This is a genomic window from Rhodoferax sp. GW822-FHT02A01, from assembly GCF_038784515.1.
Classification (GTDB): domain Bacteria; phylum Pseudomonadota; class Gammaproteobacteria; order Burkholderiales; family Burkholderiaceae_C; genus Allorhodoferax.
In genome coordinates this window covers 4,529,115-4,550,808 of the sequence record NZ_CP152376.1, presented here as the reverse complement: position 1 = coordinate 4,550,808, position 21,694 = coordinate 4,529,115, and the positions used below count along the sequence as shown (strand labels likewise).

Below are 21,694 nucleotides of genomic sequence, written 5' to 3'. Positions count from 1 at the left end.
ACTTAGAGTAACCTCTGCGCTTTAGTCCGTACAGCATTGATTTCAATGGAGAAAACTCTCCCCCCTATTCCCGCCAAACGCTACTTCACTATCGGTGAAGTGGGCGACTTGTGTGGCGTCAAACCTCATGTGCTACGGTATTGGGAGCAGGAATTCACGCAACTGCGCCCCATGAAGCGCAGAGGTAATCGACGCTATTACCAACACCACGAAGTGCTGATGATTCGACGCATCCGTGACTTGCTTTACGACCAGGGCTTCACCATCAGCGGTGCACGCAACAAGATGCAGGAATTGCTGCAAAGCGAGCGGGACAAGAAGCGCAATGGCGAGGTCATGCTCGATGGCGTGGACGATCTGGATGTTGATGGCGGCGATTTGGATGACCTGGATTCCGTGATTGCGGTGGAGTCTTCTGAAGATGCGGGCGTGCCGTTGTTCCAATTGCGCCGCGAACTGTTTGAAATACGTGAACTACTCGCAGTCGTGGACTGAAAAAGGCGAATCTTTCGGGCTATAATGCTAGGCTTGATCGGTGTGTGGCGCAGCCTGGTAGCGCACTTGCATGGGGTGCAAGGGGTCGAAGGTTCGAATCCTTTCACACCGACCATTCAATAGTTTGAAAGCCTCCTGGTAGCAATACCAGGAGGCTTTTTTCATTGGGAAGTGGACGGCAATGTAGATTCCCTGCGCGATCTGGCCGATACTGATGCCAAGGTGGTCAAGGAGTGGATCATTGAAAGCGCCCGACATTCCGGTTGATGAAGTGCATCGAATGGCTGCCTTGCGTTCGACGGGGGCACTTTTTTCGCCGTCGGAAGAGCGCTTTGACCGGATTACCCGATTGACGTCGCAATTGCTGGGCGTTCCCATGGCGGTCATCAGCTTAGTTGCTGATCAGACCCAGTGGCACAAGTCGTTCACGGGTCCTGTGACAGCCGAAATTCCCAGGCGAATCTCCTTTTGCGCCCATGCAATTCTTTCCAGCAAGGCATTTGTGGTGGAGGACGCGAGGCTGGATCCCAGGTTTGCTGACAATCCGCTGGTAACGGGTGAACCCTTCATCCGCTTTTATGCCGGGTACCCGCTGGAAATGCCGGATGGAAGTCGCGTAGGCACGCTGTGCGTCATGGATACCCAGCCACGCAAGTTGACGCGACAGCAGCTTCAGGGGTTGCGGGATCTCGCCGCCATTGCGGAGTCTGAGTTGCAGCGCGGCCAACTCAATGCATCCCAGCGTGAACTGATTCGTGAAAGAGACGAGTTGAAGCTCAAGGCCTCGGTAGACGGCCTCACCCGCGTCTGGAACCGCTCGGCGATCACCGAGCTGGTGGCCGCAGAAATTGCCAGGGCCAAGCGTGGTGCCCCCTTGTGTGTGGCCATGGTCGACGTGGATCACTTCAAGAAGGTAAATGACACCTACGGACATCGGACTGGTGACATCGTTTTAGTTGAGCTTGCCGCGCGCATACGTCGAGCCGCGCGTGAGTTTGATGCGGTAGGGCGCTACGGTGGGGAAGAATTCATCATCGTCTTGAGCAACTGCAATTTGGAGACTGCAAAGGCCGTATGCGAGAGAATTCGTCGCTTTGTGGAAGACGATCCCTTTGCCGCCCCGACTGGCGAGCTGCGCGTGACGGTTAGCATTGGGCTTGCCGCATTGGATGCAGAACATGCGGACTTGGAAAGCCTTGTAGGAGTCGCCGATGCTGCGCTCTACAAGGCCAAAGGCAATGGGCGCAACCAGATTGCCTATTGAGTTGCAGACGTTTCGTAAGGTTGGTTTTCAGGATTCATGGAAAGGGAGATCGTGAGCGAGTTTTCTGAGGATATTTACACCGAGCCGGGTGATGTGGATGTGGATACTTTGCGCAATCTTGGGCCTTTGCGGTCCATGGCCGGTGTGTGGCAGGGGCAGCGTGGCCTGGATGTCAAACCCAAGGTCGATGGGCCACGCAAGCAGGCCTTTGTGGAGCGCATGGAACTTCAGCCTATTGATCCGCAGACCAATGGGCCGCAGCTTTTGTATGGCTTGCGTTACCACACCCATATCACCAAGCCGGAACAGGTCAAGACCTACCATGAGCAGGTGGGTTACTGGCTATGGGAGCCTGCCACCGGCACGGTGATCCATACGCTTACCATTCCGCGCGGCATGGTGTTGATGGCCTCGGGGAGGGCCAAGGCGGAAGACACATCCTTCGAGTTGACCGCGAACCATGCGGATCCCAGCTTCGGCATCCGCTCCGCACCGTTCCTGGACTATGCCTTCAAGACCACGGAGTTCCGCATCAAAGTCAGCATCAACAACGATGGAACTTGGACGTACGAAGAAGACACAGTGCTATTGATTCGCGGCAAGGAGGAGCCGTTTCACCACACGGACCGCAACACGCTCATCAAGATTGCGGATGCAACCCCCAATCCGCTGGCCAGATCCTGAAGGACGCACTTGAGGCAAGGCGACAGTCGCCTCAAGTGCTGTGCTACACGTTATCGTCTGCCGCGGCCTTGGCGCGCGCGCTGGGCACATCGCGCTCCCAACGGATTGGCTGGCCCCGGCGAGTCCACAGATAGGCGAGGGCGGCCAGGCAAAGAGCCACCAGGGCAACCAGACCATACACCACGGCTACAGGAACACGGTCTGCCTCTGCCTTCTCCAGACGCTCGCGCATGGCAGCCAGGCTGGCTTCATTCTTCACAGCCTGATCAAGCAGCGTGCGCAAGTCTGTCTGCAACTGCTGCATCTTCTGTGCGTCACGCGCCATGTCGTCCTGCAGTGAACTTTGCGTTGTGGTGGCTTCCAGATTCTTGACCCGCTCAGCCAGGGTTTCCACTGGATCAAGCTTGAGCCGTGATTTACCGGTGCCCTTGGCCTGCGCAGCAGGCGGCTCAACCGGCTTTTCAGGCTTGGCAGCGGGCTTGGGGGCGGGCTCCTTTTTGCGTGCCGGCTCCTTGGTTGCCTCCTTAGGGATGGCGGCCTTTGCAGGCTTCGGTGTCTTGGCCGCCTTGGGAGGGGCAACTGGCGCTGCGACGGCAGGCTCTGGCTTGGGGGAAGTCTGTGCTGGTGCACTTTCGGCAGGCGCTGCAGGAGTCACAACCGTGGGTACTTGTGGCACAACGGGTGCAGCCCGAACAGGCTGGCTCTGGGAGTCAGGTGGGAAATCAGCCAATAGCACGTATTTGCGCGAAGACTTTTGTCCACATCCCGCACGCAGATACACCGTGACCACAGGTTCATCGACCGGGGTGGAGGAAGTAATCTTCAGGTTGTAGGAGTCCGATTGTCCGGCGGGTTCAACCTGCACCTGGACCCGGCTTGCATCCTGGCGGCTTTCTCCGTGAAACACTTCAGCATCTGCGCAAAGACCGGAACCTGATTGCCCGGAATCCAGTTGCACGGGGACTTGTAATTCAAGAGCTTGGCCGATCCATGCTGCGCCTCGTGCTCTTCCCAGAGTCAGCGCTGCGCTTCCCAGCGCGGTTCCAGCCAAAACAACTCCCACAGTGACCGCTTTGAATCTCATACCCGCCTCATATGTTTTTTGCATTCTCGCATGCAGGATACATTTATGACACTCCGATGATGGGAGCGGCAGCATCAATTTGCGCTAGATGCAACTGTCAGCCATGCACCCAATTGTCTTCATTGCACGCAATCTTGATTGCTGGTCTCCATGGAGGCTGGCAAATGAAATAGGTCCGCGCCCGAAGTTTCCATCATTGCGAAGCGCTTGGTCAGCAGACGGTAGACGTCCAGGTCAAAGGCGAGAGGCTTTCTAGCTTGACTTAAGTCATCCAGTTCGGTCGCATCGTTGACCGTGGCGATATGACACCAGTGGTCAAATACATGAATGTCTGTCTTGCCTGAAGACTGGTGGTACTCACGGATTGCCACCTTGCCGGGATAGGGCCAGGCACGCAACTGGTGAGCCGCAAGTGCCATCTGTACCCGAACCCGATGCAGGGAAAGTGACTCATGTCCGGCGCAGGCACCCTTGCAGCGTCCCGTTTGGGCGGCAAAGCAAATGCCTTTGCCTGACTCCAGTCCCAGCAGTCGCGGGCAAAGCTGATAGGTGTCAGCCAGCAGCCGCAGGGCATCCGTGGCCTGACGCTTGGAGCGGTAGGTGCCGAAGATGCGGCCCCAAGCGCCGGGCTCCATGTCGTCCAGTTGGACCAATTTGAGCATGGGGTTGGAGCTGGGTGATTCATCCAACTGCCAGGCACACAGCGCTCTTTCGCGGCGAAGCTGGCGGTTGTAGACCGGCTGCTGCTCCTTGACCAACCGTGCTTCCAGCAGCAATGCACCCAGTTCTCCCGCGGTCTCCCGCCATTCAACCCTGCGTATTTCGGTCAGGATGCGCATCTCCCGTGCAACCTTGGTCGCGGACTGAAAGTGCGACATCACCCGGCTGCGCATGGACACGCTCTTGCCGATATACAGCGGCAGCGGGCCTTCCCCGTAAAACATATAGACACCCGGTACATCTGGAATGTCGGTCACATCGGTTTCCAGCTTGGGTGGCAGGCAGGCGCTGCCCTGCAGTAACAGTTTGGCGGCCTGCTGTACGGTATCCAGTCCCAACTCCTGTTGGGCGAGCTTGAGCCACTGCAACACCACGTCCACGTCACCCATGGCTCGGTGGCGTGCCAAGGTATGCAGCCCATGGCGCTGCATGATGGCGTCCAGGCCATGTCCCTTGAATTGCGGGTACAGTTTGCGTGACAGCCTGACCGTGCACAGTGTTTTGACTTTCAGAGGCCAGTCCAGGCGGGCCATCTCGTTTTGCAGAAAACCGTGGTCAAAGCGCACGTTGTGCGCCACCAGTACGGCGCCGTCCAGCATCGCAAGCAACGGTTGCACTGCCTCTGCGAAGGTCGGTGCGTCGGCCACCATGGCATCGCTGATGCCGGTGAGCGACTCAATGAATGGCGGAATCCGGGTACCGGGGTTGACCAGGGTGCTCCAGCGCGCAGTTTCTATCCCATCTTCTACCCGCACGGCCGCGATTTCAGTGATGCGGTCATGCACCGCGTTACCACCTGTGGTCTCCAGATCCAGCATGACATAACACGGCAGCATGCTGATCAGGCGATGTCGATGTGATGGATATTGAAACGCCCCGTACGACGGTCCGCGAAATAGCGCTCCAGCGTCTCCTTGGTGGTGCGAAAGGCAATTTCATCCCAGGGAATTTCGCTTTCCAGGAAGAGCCGCGCCTCGATGGTTTCCACACCGGGCGCGAACTGGTCACTGGTGAGTTGGGCCAGGTAGAACAGATGTACCTGGCTCACGCGGGCCACGTTGACTAGGCTAAAGAAGCCGAGCATCTCGAATTGCGCTCCGGCCTCTTCCAGGGTTTCACGCGCGGCGCCTTCCAGCGTGGTTTCGTTCAACTCCATGAAACCGGCCGGCAGCGTCCATTTTCCCCAGCGCGGCTCGATATTGCGTTTGCACAGCAGCACCTTGTCACCCCAGAAGGGCACCGTGCCCACCACGTTCAGCGGATTTTCATAATGAATGGTGTTGCAGGCCGGGCATACGGCGCGTTCCTTGGTATCGCCGTCGTCGGGGATGCGGTAAACCACGGAGGTTCCACACTCTCTGCAAAATTTGATGGGAGGGCGCTGCATTGGATACGTGCTGTGGTCAGTTCAAACGATCTGGACGCGCAGGCTTTGTAGTCCATCCACACGGGCCTCCAGCACGTCCCCGCGCACCACTGCCGCGACGCCCGCCGGGGTACCGGTGAAGATCAGGTCGCCGGGCTGCAGTGTCCATGCAGTAGATAGCTGTTCAATGGTTTCGGCAATATTCCAGATCAATTGCGAAATGTTGCCGGATTGCCGTACCTGCCCATTCACTGTCAGTGAAATTCCCGCCTCCGCTATGCCGGGGACCTGGGATGCGGGTGTGATTTCGCCAATCGGGGCGGAATGGTCAAAGCCCTTGCCTATGCTCCAGGGGCGCCCCTGCTTCTTCATGTCGTTCTGCAAGTCCCGTCGCGTCATGTCCAGGCCTACGGCGTAGCCATAGATGTGCCGCTGGGCGTCCGCGGCCTTGATATGGCTGCCCCCGGTCCCAATGGCTACGACCAACTCCACTTCATGGTGCAGATTCTGGGTAAGCGTAGGGTAGGGCATGTTCGCCATCGCCGTGGCGGGCGCCGACACAATGGCGTCAGCAGGCTTGAGAAAGAAGAACGGCGCCTCACGCCCGGTGGCGCCCATTTCCTTGGCATGTTCTTCGTAGTTGCGGCCCACGCAATAAATGCGATGAACCGGAAAACGCTGATCCATGCCGTGGACAGGGACGCTTGCAACTTCTTGGGCTGGAAAAACAAATGACATATTCGACAAATATCCGGACTGAAGGCTGGTTACTGGCTGGACTTGGTCACCAGCTCAAAATGCTCCACAACAGGTGCCACCGCGAAGAAGGGACCCACGATGGCACGCCATTGTGCAAACGCATCTGATTGGCGGAAGTCCACGGTATGGTTTTCCAGGGTTTCCCAAAATATCTGCAATATGTACCGGTCCGGATTTTCAATTCCCTTGTTAACCTTGAACCCCCGAAAACCTTTGGCATGTGAAATGACCTCGCGCAGGCCGCGGGCGATGGCTTCATCAAACGCCTGGTTTTGACCGCTGTGTATACGAATGTCTGCCAATTCGAGAATCATGGGGGCTCCGTCTAGGTTTGGGAATTGCAGGGGGCATTATGCTGTGGGCCATGCAATCCCAATATTTTGACTGGCTGGTTCCCGACTGGCCTGCTCCGCCACACGTTCGGGCTGTATGCACCACGCGCCAAGGCGGTGTGTCGGAGGGCATCTACGCTGGTTTGAATCTCGGCACCCATGTAGGTGACGAGCCGCAGTCTGTTCAAGCCAACCGCCAGCGGCTCCAGGAGGCGACAGGTGCACACGCGGTGTTTCTGAACCAGGTGCACGGAACCCATGTGCAAGCGTTGGATTGCCAAAGCGCTGACGGTTTTTCCGCGGATGCGGCGATTACCGAGCACCCTGGCGTTGCTTGCACCGTGATGGTTGCCGACTGTCTGCCCGTTCTGCTGTGCGATGCGCAGGGAAGGCGGGTCCTGGCGGCGCACGCGGGCTGGCGCGGCCTGCTGGGTGCGCAAGGGCAGGGTGTACTGGAGCAATCGGTGGCCGCTATGCGCGCTGGGTTGCCGTCTCGCGGGCAGGCGGGAGGCGAGAGTCTGTTGGCTTGGCTTGGCCCCTGCATAGGCCCCCAGGCCTTTGAAGTAGGCAACGAAGTACGCGAGGCTTTTGTCGCGCAATCCGAGGCTGCTGCTGTCTGCTTCATTGCCACAGGGCCTGGCAAATGGCTGGCCAATTTGCCTGCCTTGGCCAGACAGCGTTTGGCTGCACTGGGAATAGAACGAACGTTCGGAAATGACGGTAGTCAGGCGTGGTGCACGGTGGCCAATCCGTCAAGGTTCTTCTCGCATCGGCGCGACCGGGTCAGTGGCCGCATGGCCGCCTGCATCTGGCGTCTGGATTGACGCCGGATTCTCCACTTCCTGTGCCCGCGCCAGATAGGCGGCGCGTTCCTGTTCTTCGCGCGCTCGTATTGCGCGCTTTCTGGCAGGCGTCCCCATGATGTAGAGCACCAGCCCTACCGGCAACAGGCCATACAACACAAAGGTGACAATGGCGCCCAACACCGTCCCATTGCTGTTGGTGGCCTCGGCAACACTCATCATCAGCGCAACATATAGCCAGGCAATTGGAACTATGTACATATAGGGTTTGTATATCTTCTTGTAAGGAAAAAGGGACTCTCAAGCTGAGATACTAGCGTCGTCAATGAAATCAACTAAAGAGGTGACACGTGGGGCAAAACAATCCTGATTTCCTGAATGAGGCAACCCAGCAATTCCAACAGGCTTTGACGCAGGGATGGACACAAGCGCTGGAAGCCTTCAAGAAGGTGGATGTGGGAGCCACCAACGGTCTTCCGGGTCTGGGCGCAATGCCGGGCAAACTGCCGAAAATCCATTTTGCTCCGGAAAAAATGCAGGAGTTGCAGCAGCAGTATTCCAAGGAAGCCTTGAGCTTGCTGTCCGAAGGCTTCAAACCGGCCAAGGTTGCTGCGGACCGGCGTTTTGCAGATGCCTCCTGGAACGAGAATCCGCTGGCAGCCTATTCCGCTGCGGTGTATTTGCTCAACGCCCGCACCTTGATGGGCATGGCGGATGCTGTGGAGGCGGATGCCAAGACCCGCAACCGCATTCGTTTTGCCGTTGAGCAGTGGGTCGCCGCCGCCGCACCCAGCAATTTTCTGGCCTTCAACGCCGAAGCTCAAAAGAAGGCCATCGAAACCAAAGGCGAGAGCATTGCCAAAGGTGTCCAGAACCTGGTGCACGATATTCAGCAGGGCCATGTGTCCATGACGGACGAAAGCCTGTTCGAGGTTGGCAAGAACGTCGCGACCACCGAAGGCGCTGTGGTGTTCGAGAACGATCTGTTTCAGCTTCTCGAATACAAGCCACTCACCGCCAAGGTCTACGAAAAGCCTTTCCTGTTGGTGCCGCCCTGCATCAACAAGTTCTACATCCTGGACTTGCAGCCAGAAAACTCTCTGATCCGCTATGCCGTGTCCCAGGGGCACCGCACGTTTGTGGTGAGCTGGCGCAATCCAGATGCGTCTCTGGACCACAAGACATGGGACAACTACATTGAAGACGCTGTGATCAAGGCGATCACGGTCGCGCAGGAGATCAGCGGTTCGCCCAGCATCAATGCTTTGGGATTTTGCGTAGGCGGAACCATGCTGACCACGGCCCTGGCCGTGCTGGCCGCGCGTGGAGAAAAGCCGGCCGCCAGCCTTACGCTGCTGACCACTTTGCTGGACTTCACCGACACCGGCATTCTGGATGTGTTCATCGATGAGGCGTTTGTGAAATTCCGTGAAGCCGAGCTGGGCAAGGGAGGGCTGATGAAAGGCACCGACCTCGCCAGCACCTTCAGTTTCCTGCGTCCCAACGACCTGGTCTGGAACTACGTGGTGGGCAACTACCTCAAGGGTGAAACACCGCCACCGTTCGATCTGCTGTACTGGAACTCCGACAGCACCAATCTGCCCGGACCGTTCTACGCCTGGTACCTGCGCAACACCTACCTGGAGAACAAGTTGATCAAGCCAGGCAAGGCCACGGTTTGCGGCGAGAAGATCGACCTGGGCAAGCTCGATCTGCCGGTCTACATCTACGGATCACGCGAAGACCACATCGTGCCCATCGGTGGCGCCTATGGCTCCACCCAGGTGCTGCCAGGCAAGAAGCGGTTCGTCATGGGGGCCTCAGGCCATATCGCAGGCGTGATCAATCCCCCCGCAAAGAACAAGCGAAGCCACTGGATCCGCTCCGATGGCAAGTTACCCAAGACACAAGAAGCCTGGCTGGAGGGCGCGGTGGAGCACCCTGGCAGCTGGTGGACAGATTGGGCAGCATGGCTCAAGAGCCATGCTGGCAAGCAAATTGCAGCGCCCAGGACTTACGGCAAAGGCAAGTACAAGGCCACCATGCCCGCCCCTGGTAGCTATGTGAAAGTCAAGGTCTAGATTCCCCCTCACCACTTCGGAGACTTAAAAATGGAAGACATCGTTATCGTTTCAGCTGCACGTACCGCAGTTGGCAAGTTTGGCGGCACGCTGGCCAAGTCGGCTGCGCCTGAGCTGGGAGCCGCCGTCATCAAGAGCCTGCTGGAGCGCACCAAATTGGGCGCAGACCAGATTGGCGAGGTCATCATGGGCCAGGTGCTGGCGGCCGGCCAGGGTCAGAATCCTGCGCGCCAGACCCTGATCAAGAGCGGTATCGCCAAGGAAACACCGGCGCTCACCATCAATGCAGTTTGCGGCTCGGGCCTCAAGGCCGTGATGCTGGCGGCGCAAGCCATTGCCTATGGCGACAGCGAAATCGTGATTGCCGGCGGTCAGGAAAACATGAGCGCCTCTCCCCACGTATTGCTGGGAAGCCGCGACGGCCAGCGTATGGGTGACTGGAAGATGATCGACTCCATGATCGTGGACGGCCTATGGGACGTTTACAACCAGTACCACATGGGCATTACTGCCGAGAACGTCGCCAAGGCCCACGGCATAACCCGGGACATGCAGGACGCATTGGCACTGGACAGCCAGCGAAAGGCTGCTGCAGCGCAGGATGCAGGCAAGTTCGCCGACGAGATCGTGCCGTTCAGCATTGCGCAAAAGAAGGGTGACCCCATAGTTTTCGCGGTTGACGAGTTCGTCAACCGCAAGACCAATGCCGACGCACTGGCTGGTTTGCGTCCCGCCTTCGACAAGACGGGCAGCGTTACTGCAGGCAATGCCTCCGGCATCAATGACGGAGCCGCGGCAGTGATGGTGATGACAGCCAAGAAGGCGGCCGCCTTGGGTCTCACACCCATGGGACGCATTGCCAGCTTTGCCACTAGCGGGCTCGACCCCGCCATGATGGGGATGGGCCCGGTTCCTGCTTCGCAAAAGGCGCTGGCCCGTGCCGGCTGGAAGGCCCAGGACCTGGACCTGCTGGAGATCAACGAAGCCTTTGCCGCACAGGCTTGTGCAGTCAATCAGCAAATGGGCTGGGACACCTCCAAGGTCAACGTGAACGGTGGCGCCATCGCCATCGGCCACCCCATTGGCGCATCCGGTTGCCGCATTCTGGTGACCCTGCTGCATGAGATGCAGCGCCGCAACGCCAAGAAGGGTATTGCCAGCTTGTGTATCGGTGGTGGTATGGGTGTGGCCCTGACCATCGAGCGTTAATTGTTAGTGCGTAGTCAATTCATATCAAAAAGGAGATAGCCATGAGTCAAAAAATCGCATACGTTACCGGAGGCATGGGTGGCATTGGTACCGCTATTTGCCAGCGTCTGTTCAAGGATGGCTTCAAGGTCATCGCAGGTTGCGGCCCCACACGTGACCACGCGAAGTGGATCGCCGAGCAGGCGGCTCTGGGCTACACCTTCTACGCCTCCGTGGGCAATGTGGGAGATTGGGACTCAACCGTGGAAGCCTTTACCAAGGCGCGAGCAGAGCATGGCACCATCGACGTGCTGGTGAACAACGCCGGTATCACCCGTGACCGCGTGTTCCTGAAAATGACACGCGAAGACTGGGATGCCGTGATCGACACCAACCTGAACTCCATGTTCAACGTCACCAAGCAAGTGGTGCCGGGCATGGTGGAAAAGGGCTGGGGCCGCATCATCCAGATTTCCTCAGTCAACGGTAACAAAGGCCAGGCCGGCCAGACCAACTACTCGGCTGCCAAGGCTGGCATGCACGGTTTCTCCATGGCTCTGGCCCAAGAAATGGCGACCAAGGGCGTTACCGTCAATACCGTGAGCCCAGGCTACATCGGTACCGACATGGTCAAGGCCATCCGCGAAGACGTGCTGGAAAAGATCGTTGCAACGGTTCCCGTGAAGCGTCTGGGCGAGCCGTCGGAAATTGCCTCCATCGTGGCCTGGCTTGCCAGTGATGAAGGTGGCTATGCCACTGGTGCTGACTTTTCCGTCAACGGTGGTCTGCACATGGGGTGATATCCCCTGTGGTGCCGCAGGCACCACAGACCGGCAAACCCTGCTGAGGCTTGACCTTCAGCAGGGTTTTTTCATGCGTGCTGTGCTAACCTTTTTGCCATGACCAACATACTGACGATCACCATGAATCCGGCGCTGGATGTGTCCACGGCCGTCGATGAAGTGCGGCACACCAGCAAGCTGCGTTGTGAGCCTATGCAACGCCGCGCAGGTGGCGGTGGCGTCAACGTGGCGCGTGAGTTGCACAAGCTCGGAGCTGGCGTGCTGGCCTTTTATACCGCTGGCCACAGCATGGGCCGGGTCATGTTGTCGCTGTTGCAGCATGAAGGTGTCTCCTGTCACCCCTTTGCCATCAGCGCCTCGTCTCGCGAAAGTTTTACGGTGCTCGAACACAGCACGGGGCACGAATACCGATTTGTCTTGCCTGGCCCAGAACTCACGACACAGGAGTGGGAGCAGGCATTGGTGGATATTGAAAAGCTGTGCAGCCCGCAGTCGTTGGTGGTGGCCAGCGGCAGTTTGCCCCCGGGTGTTCCAGTGGATTTCTATGCCCGCGTGTCGGAAGTGGTGCAACGCGCCCACGCTGCCTTGGTGGTGGATACCTCCGGCGAGCCCTTGCGAGCTGCACTGGCGCACGGCGTGTACATGGTCAAGCCCAGCCTGCATGAATTGCGGGACCTCTGCGACAAACCCTTGTCCCGTCTGTATGAAGTCCGGGATATGGCCAAGGATATGGTGCAGCACGGTGCTGCGCAGATCATGGTGGTTTCCATGGGGGAAATGGGCGCGCTGATGGTCACGCAGCAGGGGAATTGGTACGCGCCGCCGCTGCAAGTGGAAGTGCACAGCGCAGTCGGAGCGGGTGACAGCTTCGTCGCTGGAATGGTGTGGGGCCTGTCACAGCAGCAGAGCCCGGTGCAGGCATTTGCCAAGGGCGTGGCGTGTGCCACGGCGACGCTCATGAGCACAGCCAGCGGTCTGGGCGATGCTGCACAGGTCTTGCAGCTGCTTGAGCAGGTGCATTGCTTTGACCAGTTTCCAGATCAAGTGTTGCCTATTTGATAGACATTCTTAAAGCCTGCTGATTTAATTTGTAAAAGTGCGCTGCGAACACGTAGGGGGCACTTGGCCATAGTCATAATGGTTGCAAGGGGAATTTGCCGAACATTATTCCAAACGGCACCTTACGGATACTTGGGTTTATGAATACAGACGAATTCGACTTCGTTGCATTGGACGATTTGCGCGTCGGATTGTTTGTGGATCTCAATTTGGGATGGCTGGCCCATCCCTTTTCCAGCAGCCGTTTCAAGATTACCACCGAGCGTCAGATTGACACCCTGAAGTCGCTGGGTGTGGACCGTATCCGGTATGTTCCTGCCCGCAGTGACCCGATTGGAAGTGGGGAGCCCTCTCCCGCAGCATCGGCATTGAGCGCTTCCTTCCAGCCTCCCGCACCGGAAAAGACACAGGCTGCGACGGCCGCCACAAAGTCCGCGCTCAAGGCGGGCCAATGCGAGCGCCGCTTCACGGAAACCACTCAGCAATACCGGCAGGCGATGGAGTGGTTGCAGACCGACCCCAAGAACGCTGCACAACTTTGCCAAGACATGGTGCAATCACTGACGTCGGAAATGTTGACTCAGGGTGATGTGGCCATACGCCTTCTGACAGAGGCAGCGGGTGACAAGAGTGCCATGCACCCGGTCAATGTGGCGGTGATATCGCTGCTCCTGGGCAAAGCCCTGGGCGTACAAGGCACTGCGCTGGATGAACTGGGTCTGGCGGCCTTTTTGCACGATATGGGAAAAATCAAGTTGCCCGAGCGCGTGCGCCGCTGGGAGAGCAACTTCTCGTCCGGCGAGCTCAAGGTCTATCAGGACCACGTAGTTCAGGGCGTAGAACTGGCCCGCCATATGGGCTTGTCTGCCGGCACCGTCAGGGCCATTGCGCAGCACCATGAAATGGTGGATGGCAGCGGTTTTCCGCAGCACCTCAAGGGTGATGCGATGACGCTCAATGCGCGCATACTGGCGCTGGTCAACCGCTATGACGGCCTATGCAATCCGGGCAAGCTCAGTGCGGCCATGACGCCACACGAAGCGCTTTCCACCATCTTTTCCCAGCAGAAAACACGCTTCGACGCCAATGTGCTCAGTGCCTTCATCCGCATGATGGGGGTTTATCCACCCGGTTCGGTAGTGCAGCTCAATGACGAGCGCCATGCCATGGTGGTCTCGGTGAATTCGGCGCGGCCGCTCAAACCCCGCATCTTGGTGCATGAACCAACAGTCCCACGGCATCAGGCCGCGGTACTGGATCTCGAGCTGGCGCCCAACACCAGCATTCGCAGAAGCCTCAAGCCTTCGAGCTTGCCGGCCACAGCGCTGGACTATCTGCAGCCACGCCAACGCATCTGCTACTTTTACGAACCCGCACTCGACAGTGAGGCCGCAGCGCTCAATCCGTAGCGCTCAGCCGTGCAGGCCCTTCCACAGCATGTACGCTGCCAGCAGGTAGAGCACCAGCGCAAAGATGCGCTTGAGTTGTACCACGGGCAGGCGGTGTGCCAGCGCGGCGCCCAGGGGGGCCGTGAGCACGCTGCAACTGGCGATGACCGCCAGTGCGGGTAGCCAGATGTAACCCAGTGACCAGGGCGGCAGTCCGCTGACTCCCTGTCCACCCACTGCATATCCTGCTGCATTGGCTATTGCAATGGGGAAGCCCAGTGCCGCGCTGGTGGACACGGCGTTGATGATGGCGACGTTGTGGGCCACCATGAACGGCACGCTGATGAAGCCACCTCCGGCCCCCACCAACCCGGACACCAGACCGATGGTTGCCCCAGTTCCCAGCAGTCCTGCCATGCCTGGAATAGTCCGTCCGGGCTTGGGCTTCTTGTCCAGAAACATCTGGGTCGCCGAGAAACTGATGAAGGCCGCAAAGATGAGTGCCAGCGTCGTTCCCTTGAGCAAGGCAAAAATACCCAGGCTTCCCACGATGCCGCCCAGCACAATGCCCGGTGCCAGACCGCGCGCAATGTCCCAGCGCACCGAGCCACGCTGGTGATGCGCACGCATGCTGGAGAGCGAGGTGAAAACGATGGTGGACATGGAGGTGGCGATGGCCATCTTCACCGCCAGGTCGGCACTGATGCCGCGCGTGGACAGGATGATGGTGATGAAGGGAGCCAGCACCATGCCGCCGCCGATTCCCAGCAGCCCGGCCAGAAAGCCACCTGCGAGCCCCAGCATGGCCAGCTCGAAAATCAGTTGGGGTTCCAGCGTCATGCAAGGGGGTTGAATAAGGTGTCTGCGAATGCCACCGGACCGGCATCCTGAACCGGGGTTCAGGTGGGCGAGGTCAGCACAAACCTTGGGTTCATCTGACGCGAGATGATCACGCTGGAGTGGCAATGTTCCAAGCCCAGGCTCAATGAGCATTGGTTCAAGGAAATATAAAGCCCGGCGAGCTTCGCAGACCACTCCATTGTAGGCGCAGCTTTCAGCCGCGTGCCAGGCACCCTGCGATTGGCTGCAAAAAGATTCAGAGCAGCTGGCCGTCTTCGCTCAAGGCGTCGTCCAGGCGGGTCAGCAGGGACTGCAGCACGGCATTGTCTTCGGAAGCTGAGGCCGGTTGCGAGGGCGCAGCTGCCGCTTCTACGGCCACGGATTCCACAGCACCCTTGTCGGAAAGATCGAATGCCAGATTCAGTGCTGCCAGCACGGCAATGCGGTCACGCGCACGCACCTTGCCTGCATCTCGGATCTTGCACATGGCTTCGTCCACCCGCTGCACGGCTTCGCGCAGACGCTCTTCACCGCCTTCGGGACAGCCCAGCAAATAGCTTTGGCCCATGATCTGCACTTCTAGCTGGTTCATGGCGCATCCTTCTGTGCAGTGGATTCCGGCAATCGCTCCAGCAGCGCATCCACCCGCGCTCGGGCCGCGCTCAGACGGGACTTGAGGGAGTCTCGTTCCTGCGTGAGGAGTTCGAGCTGCCTGGCAAGCAGGGCGTTGGTGCGCTGCACCTCGGCATAGCGCAGCAGCAAACGTTCCACACGCTCGGCAATTTGGTCGACTTGAGACGGTTTCGACATGGGTGTCGCGTTGTTCACCATAGAAGTCGCATTGTAGGGTTTGGCGCGAGGGCCTCAGGCTAAAATGCTTTCGTTGGTGCTCGCGGTGTGGTTCACACGCCGCAGTTCAACGGGAAGCAGGAGGGCCGGACCTATTCAGGTCAGCCTAACCTGCGCTGCCCCCGCAACGGTAAGTGGACGCGTCCTCCGACGCAGCTTTCATCACAGCCACTGGACACTTGAACACGTGTCCGGGAAGGCGATGAGGGTCGTTCCATCAGCCCGGATACCGGCCAACCAGGTGGTTGCACGTTGGTGCGACCTTTTACGCCCATACGCCGTCGGGGAAGACAGCAAGGGTATTCAGTCGGGTTGTTTTCAATATGAAGTCTAGAGTTTTGGGTGCACGTGTCAGCGTGCTTGGTGTTGCCCTGTGTGCAGCGTATTCCATGGGCGCAGAGGCGCAATCCGTCAACCTTCTCAGGGAAGTGGTCGTCACTGCCAGCCGCTTTTCGGAATCGGTGGATGCACTTCCCTATGGAGTGAGCGTGATCACCGCCCAGGAAATCGAAGCATCCGGAGCCACCTCGGTGAGCGAGGCCATCATGAAGATTCTGGGCGTGCCCGGGCGTCTGGACACCAGCGGTGGCAACAATTACGCTGTTGATCTGCGTGGTTTCGGTCAGACGTCGGACAGCAACCAGGTTGTGATCTTGGATGGACGCAGACTCAACGAACAGGATCTGTCGGGAACCAATATGGGAATCATCCCGATTGAGTCCGTGCAAAGAATCGAGGTCATCCGGGGCAATGCGGCCGTGATGTACGGCGAAGGCGCAACCGGCGGCGCCATTCTGATCAGCACCAAGGCAGGCCAGGGCGTGGAGCGTCACAATGCGGCAGTGGTATCCGCATCCACGGGCAGCTATGGGTTGCAGGAACTTCGTACCAGCGCAACGGTGGCGGCTGGAGCCGTTTCGCTGGATGTAGCGGGCTCCGAGCGCAAATCCGACGGTCACCGGGACAATTTTGCGTCCACCAACAACAATCTGGACGCTACGGTGCAATGGTCCAACGACTGGTTGCGTGTGGGAGCCCAGGCTGCGCGCAACCTGTTGCACAGCGGATTGCCAGGATCACTCACGGCGGCCCAATATGACGCCGATCCGCACACTGCAAAGTCCATGGTGAACTATGGTCAGATCAAGAGCGAGGTCTATGGTGTGTTTGCAGAAGCCATCCTGGAGGACTGGAAGCTGGGGTTTGACTATGGCGAGCGCAACAAGAAGCAGGCCTACTACAGCCCGAGTTACTACTCCGATGCAAATGTGGACGCCATAAGTGCCAACCTGCGTGCGCGCAACGAACGCAAGGGTGAGACGTTTGCCAATGTCTTCACCGTGGGTGCGGACATGGGCGACTGGAAGTACGACGATCTCGCCCCATCCAAAGCCAGATCGCAGTCCAACGCCATCTACATTACCGACGATATAAGTTACCTGCCCTCGGGAACGCGGCTGAGCCTGGGCGTGCGCAATGAGACTGTCAAGAAGACACGCGACGGGGTTGCCACGGGCGTGGATGACTCGCAAACTGCCTGGGATGTGGGGCTCACGCAGGATCTGGGGCAGGGCGTTCACGTCTATGGCCGTACGGGCCAGAGCTTTCGCTTTGCCAACGTGGACGAGATCAATTTTGTGACTCCCGGCACTTCACTCAAGCCACAGACCTCCAAAGACGTGGAACTGGGTGCGCGTTGGCAATATGCCAAGGGCCGCGCGGAACTGCGTTGGTACCGCAGCGATCTGAACAACGAGATCGGCTACGACGGCACCGCCATCGGACCCAATTCCGTATTTGGCTACGACGGCGCCAATGTCAATTTTGATCCCACCCGCAGGGAAGGCGTCGAGTTTGAAGGCCGTCACGATATCAGCACATCCGTCGCACTGCGCGTGAATGCGGCAGCGCGCCAGGCCCGTTTTGTGTCCGGCCAGTACGCCGACAAGGACGTTGCCCTGGTGCCTGCACATACCGCCGGTCTGGGCCTGGACTGGAAGGTTGCGGCCGGCCATCTGTTGAACTTTGGTGTCAACTGGGTTTCGTCGCAAAGCCCCGACTTTGCCAACAAGTGCACCATGCCGTCGTACACCACGGTCGACGCGCGTTACTCCTACTCCATGAAGTCGGCTGAGTTTGCTTTGGGCGTCAGCAACCTGGGAGATACCAAGTACTACACCCAGGCCTATGGTTGTACCGCCGCTGGCGTGACGACTTCCATCTATCCGGAAGCAGGTCGTGCCGTCACTGCAACTGCGAAGCTGAAGTTTTGATGCCTTCTACCCGCTGCCCCGCCATCCTGGTTGCCGCCCCGGCCTCGGGCCAGGGCAAGACCACCATCACCTCGGCCCTGGCGCGTCTGCATGCGCGGCAGGGGCGGCGGGTACGGGTTTTCAAATGCGGGCCTGATTTTCTTGATCCCTACTGGCACACACTGGCCAGCGGGGCGCCGGTCTACCAGCTCGATTTGTGGATGACAGGTGAGGAGGATTGCCAGGCGCGGCTGACGGCGGCGGCACATGAGGCCGATCTGATCATCGTCGAAGGTGTCATGGGTCTGTACGACGGTGAGCCCAGTGCGGCCGATCTGGCGCAGCGCTTTGGTTTGCATGTGCTGGCCGTGGTGGATGCTTCCGCCATGGCAGGTACTTTTGGCGCACTGGCGTTTGGTCTGCAGCACTACCGCAAGGACTTGCCATGGGCAGGCGTACTGGCCAATCGCGTTGCCAGCACGGGCCACGCCTACATGCTGCGCAACGCCATTCCCGAGGCCCGCAACTGGCTGGGCGCGGTCATGCGCAATGCCGATATGACGCTGCCGGAGCGCCACCTCGGTCTCACGGTGGCCAGCGAAGTGCCTGATGCCATGGCCCGGCTGGATGCTGCGGCAGACGCGCTGCAGGACACGCCACTGGGGCAGATGAGCCTGCAGGACCTGCGGCGCTGGGATACCGAGTTCCCTCTGCTGCACGACGCCCGTGCAGTGCCCGCGTTGCTGGCGGGCAAGACCATTGCCATCGCGCGCGATGCAGCGTTCTGCTTTATCTACACAGCCAACCTGGATTGCCTGCAGTCCATGGGCGCAACGCTGCGCTTCTTCTCGCCATTGGCCAATGAAGCGGTGCCCGATTGCGACGCCGTGTGGCTGCCCGGTGGCTATCCGGAGTTGCACGCCGACCGCATCGCTGGAAGTGCGCAAACCCGCAGCAGCCTGGCCCAACACATCGCGGCGGCCAAACCGGTGTGGGCCGAATGCGGCGGCATGATGGCGCTGTTTGAGACGCTGGTGACCACGGACGGCCAAACCCACGCGCTTTGGGGCCTGCTGCCTGGAGAAGTCACCATGCATACGCGTCTGGCGGCCTTGGGCCCGCAGCAGCTTGAACTGGCCACCGGCTTGCTGCGCGGCCATACCTTTCACTACTCCACTACAGAGACCACGCTGCAGCCCGTGGCACGTACTGCACGCCCGCAAACCGAGCCATCGCCTCAGGCCGGAGAGGCGCTGTGGCAGCAGGGTGCGGTGCGCGCCAGCTACTTCCATGCATGGTTCCCCTCGTCACCGACGGCCGCGGCATCGCTGTTCCTGCCGACGGGGGAGGTCACATGAGCGCGACCCCGTTGGACTTTGCCCTGGGGCCACAGCGCATCGTCTGCCTGACCGAGGAGACTACCGAATGGCTGTATCTGCTGGGGCAGGAGCAGCGCATCGTGGGCATCTCTGGCTACACCGTGCGTCCGCGCCGCGCGCGTGAGGAAAAACCCAAGGTCAGCGCTTTTCTGAGCGCCAAGATTGACAAGATTCTGGAGCTGAAGCCGGACTGCGTATTCGGCTTTTCGGACCTACAGGCCGACATTGCATCGGCACTGGTACGCCAGGGTGTGCAGGTCACCATCTTCAACCAGCGCAGTGTGTCCGAAATCTTTTCCATGCTGTTCCAGGTGGCTGCCATGGTCGGTCAGTCCGAACAGGGGCTGCAGCGCATCCACGCCATGCAAGTCGATCTGCAGGCCATGCAGCACACTGTGGCTGAGCGCCTGGCGCAGGGCGCGCGACGACCCAAAGTGTTCTTCGAGGAATGGGACACGCCGCACATCAGTGCCATCCGCTGGGTGTCGGAGCTGATCGGCATCGCCGGTGGCGACGACTGCTTTGCCGAACTGGCGTTGGAGCCACTGGGCAAGAACCGCATCATTGCCGATGGTGCAGAAATCGTGCGTCGCAGCCCAGACATCATCTTTGGCTCCTGGTGCGGCAAGAAGTTCCGGCCTGACAATGTGGCTGCGCGCGAGGGTTGGGCGGGTACCCCGGCCGTGAGCGGCGGACAATTGTTCGAAATCAAGTCGCCCGACATCCTGCAGCCCGGCCCGGCCGCGCTGACGGATGGCGTGCAGAAAATCCACCGGCACATCCTGGCCTGGATGGATGCCGATTTGCAGGAGCGCATGCGCGGATGAGCGAAGGTATTGCACACAGTGAGCTGATTCTGGGCGGCCAGCGCAGTGGCAAGTCGCGCCGTGCCGAAATGCTGGCCCGCCAGTGGCTGGATGCCGATCCTGCCCACCAGGCAGTTTTGATTGCCACAGCGCAACCCTGGGACGCAGAAATGCAGCAGCGCATTGCGCGCCACCAGGCCGACCGCGCGGCGCGCGTGCCCGGCATGCGCACCGTGGAGGAGCCTGTGAATCTGGCTGAGGCGCTGGCGCAACAGGCGCAACCACAAACGCTGGTCGTGGTGGATTGCCTCACCTTGTGGCTGACCAATCTGCGCATGCCGCCCACGGCGAATGAAGCCGCTGTGGGCCATGGCGACGTGCAAGCGGACCACGATGCGCAGGCGGAAGAGCGCCACATCGCGAATCTGCTGGCGGCTATTGCACAAGCCAAAGGGCCGGTCGTACTGGTAGGTAATGAAATCGGGCTGGGCGTCATTCCCATGGGTGCGCAGGTGCGCTCCTTTGTCGATGCGCTGGGTCGGCTCAACCAGGAGGTGGCACGGGAATGCAAGCGCGTTACCCTGATGGCCGCGGGCCTGCCTTTGACTTTGAAAGACACTCCATGCGTTCCCTGATCCTCCGGTTGGCACGCGGTCTGACTGTGCTGGTCACGGGTTGGATGCTGGCAGGTGCGGCACGCGCTACCGTGCAGGTCACGGATGACCGCGGTACTACCATTACGCTGGAGCGCAGCCCGCAGCGCATCGTCAGCCTGTTGCCATCATTGACCGAAACCGTGTGCGCCCTGGGCCAATGCCAACGGCTGGTGGGCGTGGACCGGTATTCCAACTATCCCGAGAGCGTGACCAAATTGCCGCAAGTGGGCGGTGGCATGGATCCCAATATCGAGGCCATCGTGGCCTTGCGGCCCGACGTGGTGCTGGTCGCCTTGTCGTCACGCTCTGCCATGCGGCTGGCCGCGCTCGGTATTCCGGTGTTTGCCCTGGAGCCCAAGACCCATGCGGACGTGCAGCGCGTGATCGGCAAGCTGGGCCAGCTGCTGGGCGTAGGCGATGCGCAGAAGATCTGGCGCGAGATCGACGCCGGAGTGTCGGCGGCGGCGCAGTCCCTGCCGCCCCAGGTGCGGGGTACCCGCATCTACTTCGAGGTCAACAGCGGCCCCTATGGCGCGGGCGAGTCCTCGTTCATTGGTGAAATACTGACCCGGCTGGGTGTGAAGAACATCCTGCCGGCCAAGCTCGGCCCTTTCCCCAAGATCAACCCGGAGCTGGTAGTGCGCGAGAACCCGGACCTGATCATGGTCGGGCAGGCCAATCTGGAAGGCATGGAGCAGCGTCCCGGCTGGAGCAACATCCGCGCCATCCGCGAGAAGCATGTGTGCGTGTTTCCGTCGGAAGAGTCTGACGTGCTGGTGCGCCCCGGGCCCCGCATGGCTGAGAGTGCGCGCATTCTGGCGCGTTGCTTGAGCGATAAGGCGCCTGCCGCAGCCAAGACCGAGGTGCGCAAGTGAAAGCCTCCTCC

Annotated in this window: 23 protein-coding genes, 1 tRNA gene and 1 riboswitch; of the genes, 15 read left to right on the top strand and 9 right to left on the bottom strand. The window is 59.6% G+C overall.

What is annotated here, in order from left to right; genetic code table 11:
- The first annotated feature begins 45 nt into the window (after positions 1-45).
- The 4 genes from AAGF34_RS21590 to AAGF34_RS21575 all read left to right on the top strand — a co-directional run bounded on the left by AAGF34_RS21590 (position 46) and on the right by AAGF34_RS21575 (position 2,443).
- Positions 46-495 (top strand): MerR family transcriptional regulator, encoded by a 450-nt coding sequence (locus AAGF34_RS21590; RefSeq protein WP_342617766.1) that lies wholly within the window; start codon positions 46-48, stop codon positions 493-495.
- A 38-nt stretch (positions 496-533) separates the two neighbouring features.
- A tRNA-Pro gene (locus tag AAGF34_RS21585) sits at positions 534-610 on the top strand.
- Positions 611-736: 126 nt separating this feature from the next.
- A complete protein-coding gene (locus AAGF34_RS21580) occupies positions 737-1,759 on the top strand; it encodes a sensor domain-containing diguanylate cyclase (RefSeq protein WP_342617765.1) in 1,023 nt (340 codons plus the stop codon).
- A 51-nt stretch (positions 1,760-1,810) separates the two neighbouring features.
- Positions 1,811-2,443, top strand: a complete 633-nt coding sequence (locus AAGF34_RS21575) for a heme-binding beta-barrel domain-containing protein (protein WP_342617764.1) — start codon at positions 1,811-1,813, stop codon at positions 2,441-2,443.
- A 43-nt stretch (positions 2,444-2,486) separates the two neighbouring features.
- Here AAGF34_RS21575 and AAGF34_RS21570 read toward each other — a convergent pair whose 3' ends face one another.
- The 5 genes from AAGF34_RS21570 to AAGF34_RS21550 form a co-directional block, all read right to left on the bottom strand.
- Positions 2,487-3,350 (bottom strand): hypothetical protein, encoded by an 864-nt coding sequence (locus AAGF34_RS21570; RefSeq protein WP_342617763.1) that lies wholly within the window; start codon positions 3,348-3,350, stop codon positions 2,487-2,489.
- Positions 3,351-3,646: 296 nt separating this feature from the next.
- Positions 3,647-5,083 (bottom strand): exonuclease domain-containing protein, encoded by a 1,437-nt coding sequence (locus AAGF34_RS21565; RefSeq protein WP_342617762.1) that lies wholly within the window; start codon positions 5,081-5,083, stop codon positions 3,647-3,649.
- A 5-nt stretch (positions 5,084-5,088) separates the two neighbouring features.
- Positions 5,089-5,634 carry an NUDIX hydrolase gene (locus tag AAGF34_RS21560; protein ID WP_342617761.1) on the bottom strand — a complete coding sequence of 182 codons (546 nt, stop codon included), beginning with the start codon at positions 5,632-5,634 and terminating at the stop codon, positions 5,089-5,091.
- Positions 5,635-5,655: 21 nt separating this feature from the next.
- Complete coding sequence (locus AAGF34_RS21555; protein WP_342617760.1) at positions 5,656-6,351, bottom strand: fumarylacetoacetate hydrolase family protein; 696 nt, start codon at positions 6,349-6,351, stop codon at positions 5,656-5,658.
- Positions 6,352-6,380: 29 nt separating this feature from the next.
- Positions 6,381-6,686 (bottom strand): antibiotic biosynthesis monooxygenase, encoded by a 306-nt coding sequence (locus AAGF34_RS21550; protein ID WP_342617759.1) that lies wholly within the window; start codon positions 6,684-6,686, stop codon positions 6,381-6,383.
- Positions 6,687-6,736: 50 nt separating this feature from the next.
- Here AAGF34_RS21550 and pgeF point away from each other — a divergent pair, with 50 nt between their 5' ends.
- Positions 6,737-7,528 (top strand): peptidoglycan editing factor PgeF, encoded by a 792-nt coding sequence (pgeF, locus tag AAGF34_RS21545; RefSeq protein WP_342617758.1) that lies wholly within the window; start codon positions 6,737-6,739, stop codon positions 7,526-7,528.
- Here pgeF and AAGF34_RS21540 read toward each other — a convergent pair.
- Complete coding sequence (locus AAGF34_RS21540) at positions 7,457-7,768, bottom strand: hypothetical protein (RefSeq protein ID WP_342617757.1); 312 nt, start codon at positions 7,766-7,768, stop codon at positions 7,457-7,459. The two genes, pgeF and AAGF34_RS21540, sit on opposite strands and share 72 nt — an antisense overlap.
- Before the next feature lie 89 nt (positions 7,769-7,857).
- Here AAGF34_RS21540 and phaC point away from each other — a divergent pair, with 89 nt between their 5' ends.
- The 5 genes from phaC to AAGF34_RS21515 all read left to right on the top strand — a co-directional run bounded on the left by phaC (position 7,858) and on the right by AAGF34_RS21515 (position 14,047).
- On the top strand, positions 7,858-9,588 hold the full coding sequence (phaC, locus tag AAGF34_RS21535; RefSeq protein ID WP_342617756.1) for a class I poly(R)-hydroxyalkanoic acid synthase: 1,731 nt from the start codon (positions 7,858-7,860) through the stop codon (positions 9,586-9,588).
- 30 nt (positions 9,589-9,618) lie between these two features.
- Positions 9,619-10,797 carry an acetyl-CoA C-acetyltransferase gene (locus tag AAGF34_RS21530; protein WP_342617755.1) on the top strand — a complete coding sequence of 393 codons (1,179 nt, stop codon included), beginning with the start codon at positions 9,619-9,621 and terminating at the stop codon, positions 10,795-10,797.
- Between the two features lie 41 nt (positions 10,798-10,838).
- Entirely contained in the window at positions 10,839-11,576 is a 738-nt protein-coding gene (phbB, locus tag AAGF34_RS21525; protein ID WP_342617754.1) for an acetoacetyl-CoA reductase, read from the top strand.
- 99 nt (positions 11,577-11,675) lie between these two features.
- Entirely contained in the window at positions 11,676-12,638 is a 963-nt protein-coding gene (locus AAGF34_RS21520; protein WP_342617753.1) for a 1-phosphofructokinase family hexose kinase, read from the top strand.
- A 140-nt stretch (positions 12,639-12,778) separates the two neighbouring features.
- On the top strand, positions 12,779-14,047 hold the full coding sequence (locus tag AAGF34_RS21515) for an HD domain-containing phosphohydrolase (RefSeq protein ID WP_342617752.1): 1,269 nt from the start codon (positions 12,779-12,781) through the stop codon (positions 14,045-14,047).
- Between the two features lie 3 nt (positions 14,048-14,050).
- Here AAGF34_RS21515 and AAGF34_RS21510 read toward each other — a convergent pair whose 3' ends face one another.
- The 3 genes from AAGF34_RS21510 to AAGF34_RS21500 all read right to left on the bottom strand — a co-directional run bounded on the left by AAGF34_RS21510 (position 14,051) and on the right by AAGF34_RS21500 (position 15,676).
- Positions 14,051-14,866: a sulfite exporter TauE/SafE family protein gene (locus AAGF34_RS21510; protein WP_342617751.1), complete on the bottom strand. Its 816-nt coding sequence runs from the start codon at positions 14,864-14,866 to the stop codon at positions 14,051-14,053.
- A 256-nt stretch (positions 14,867-15,122) separates the two neighbouring features.
- On the bottom strand, positions 15,123-15,458 hold the full coding sequence (locus AAGF34_RS21505; protein WP_342617750.1) for a cell division protein ZapA: 336 nt from the start codon (positions 15,456-15,458) through the stop codon (positions 15,123-15,125).
- Positions 15,455-15,676 carry a DUF904 domain-containing protein gene (locus tag AAGF34_RS21500; protein WP_342617749.1) on the bottom strand — a complete coding sequence of 74 codons (222 nt, stop codon included), beginning with the start codon at positions 15,674-15,676 and terminating at the stop codon, positions 15,455-15,457. The genes AAGF34_RS21505 and AAGF34_RS21500 overlap by 4 nt, the downstream gene beginning before the upstream one ends.
- A 57-nt stretch (positions 15,677-15,733) precedes the next feature.
- A riboswitch (cobalamin riboswitch) is annotated at positions 15,734-15,968 on the top strand.
- A gap of 70 nt (positions 15,969-16,038) precedes the next feature.
- On the opposite strand from AAGF34_RS21500, the gene AAGF34_RS21495 reads away from it, so the two are divergent.
- The 5 genes from AAGF34_RS21495 to AAGF34_RS21475 are packed head-to-tail and all read left to right on the top strand — an operon-like array spanning position 16,039 to position 21,683.
- The gene (locus tag AAGF34_RS21495; protein ID WP_342617748.1) at positions 16,039-17,988 is read left to right on the top strand and encodes a TonB-dependent receptor; all 1,950 of its coding nucleotides are present in this window, start codon (positions 16,039-16,041) and stop codon (positions 17,986-17,988) included.
- Positions 17,988-19,325 carry a cobyrinate a,c-diamide synthase gene (locus AAGF34_RS21490; RefSeq protein WP_342617747.1) on the top strand — a complete coding sequence of 446 codons (1,338 nt, stop codon included), beginning with the start codon at positions 17,988-17,990 and terminating at the stop codon, positions 19,323-19,325. Before AAGF34_RS21495 ends, AAGF34_RS21490 begins: the two co-directional genes overlap by 1 nt.
- Positions 19,322-20,173, top strand: a complete 852-nt coding sequence (locus tag AAGF34_RS21485) for an ABC transporter substrate-binding protein (RefSeq protein WP_342617746.1) — start codon at positions 19,322-19,324, stop codon at positions 20,171-20,173. Before AAGF34_RS21490 ends, AAGF34_RS21485 begins: the two co-directional genes overlap by 4 nt.
- Positions 20,170-20,787 (top strand): bifunctional adenosylcobinamide kinase/adenosylcobinamide-phosphate guanylyltransferase, encoded by a 618-nt coding sequence (gene cobU / locus AAGF34_RS21480; RefSeq protein ID WP_342617745.1) that lies wholly within the window; start codon positions 20,170-20,172, stop codon positions 20,785-20,787. The genes AAGF34_RS21485 and cobU overlap by 4 nt, the downstream gene beginning before the upstream one ends.
- Entirely contained in the window at positions 20,775-21,683 is a 909-nt protein-coding gene (locus AAGF34_RS21475) for an ABC transporter substrate-binding protein (protein ID WP_342617744.1), read from the top strand. The genes cobU and AAGF34_RS21475 overlap by 13 nt, the downstream gene beginning before the upstream one ends.
- Positions 21,684-21,694: the final 11 nt, after the last annotated feature.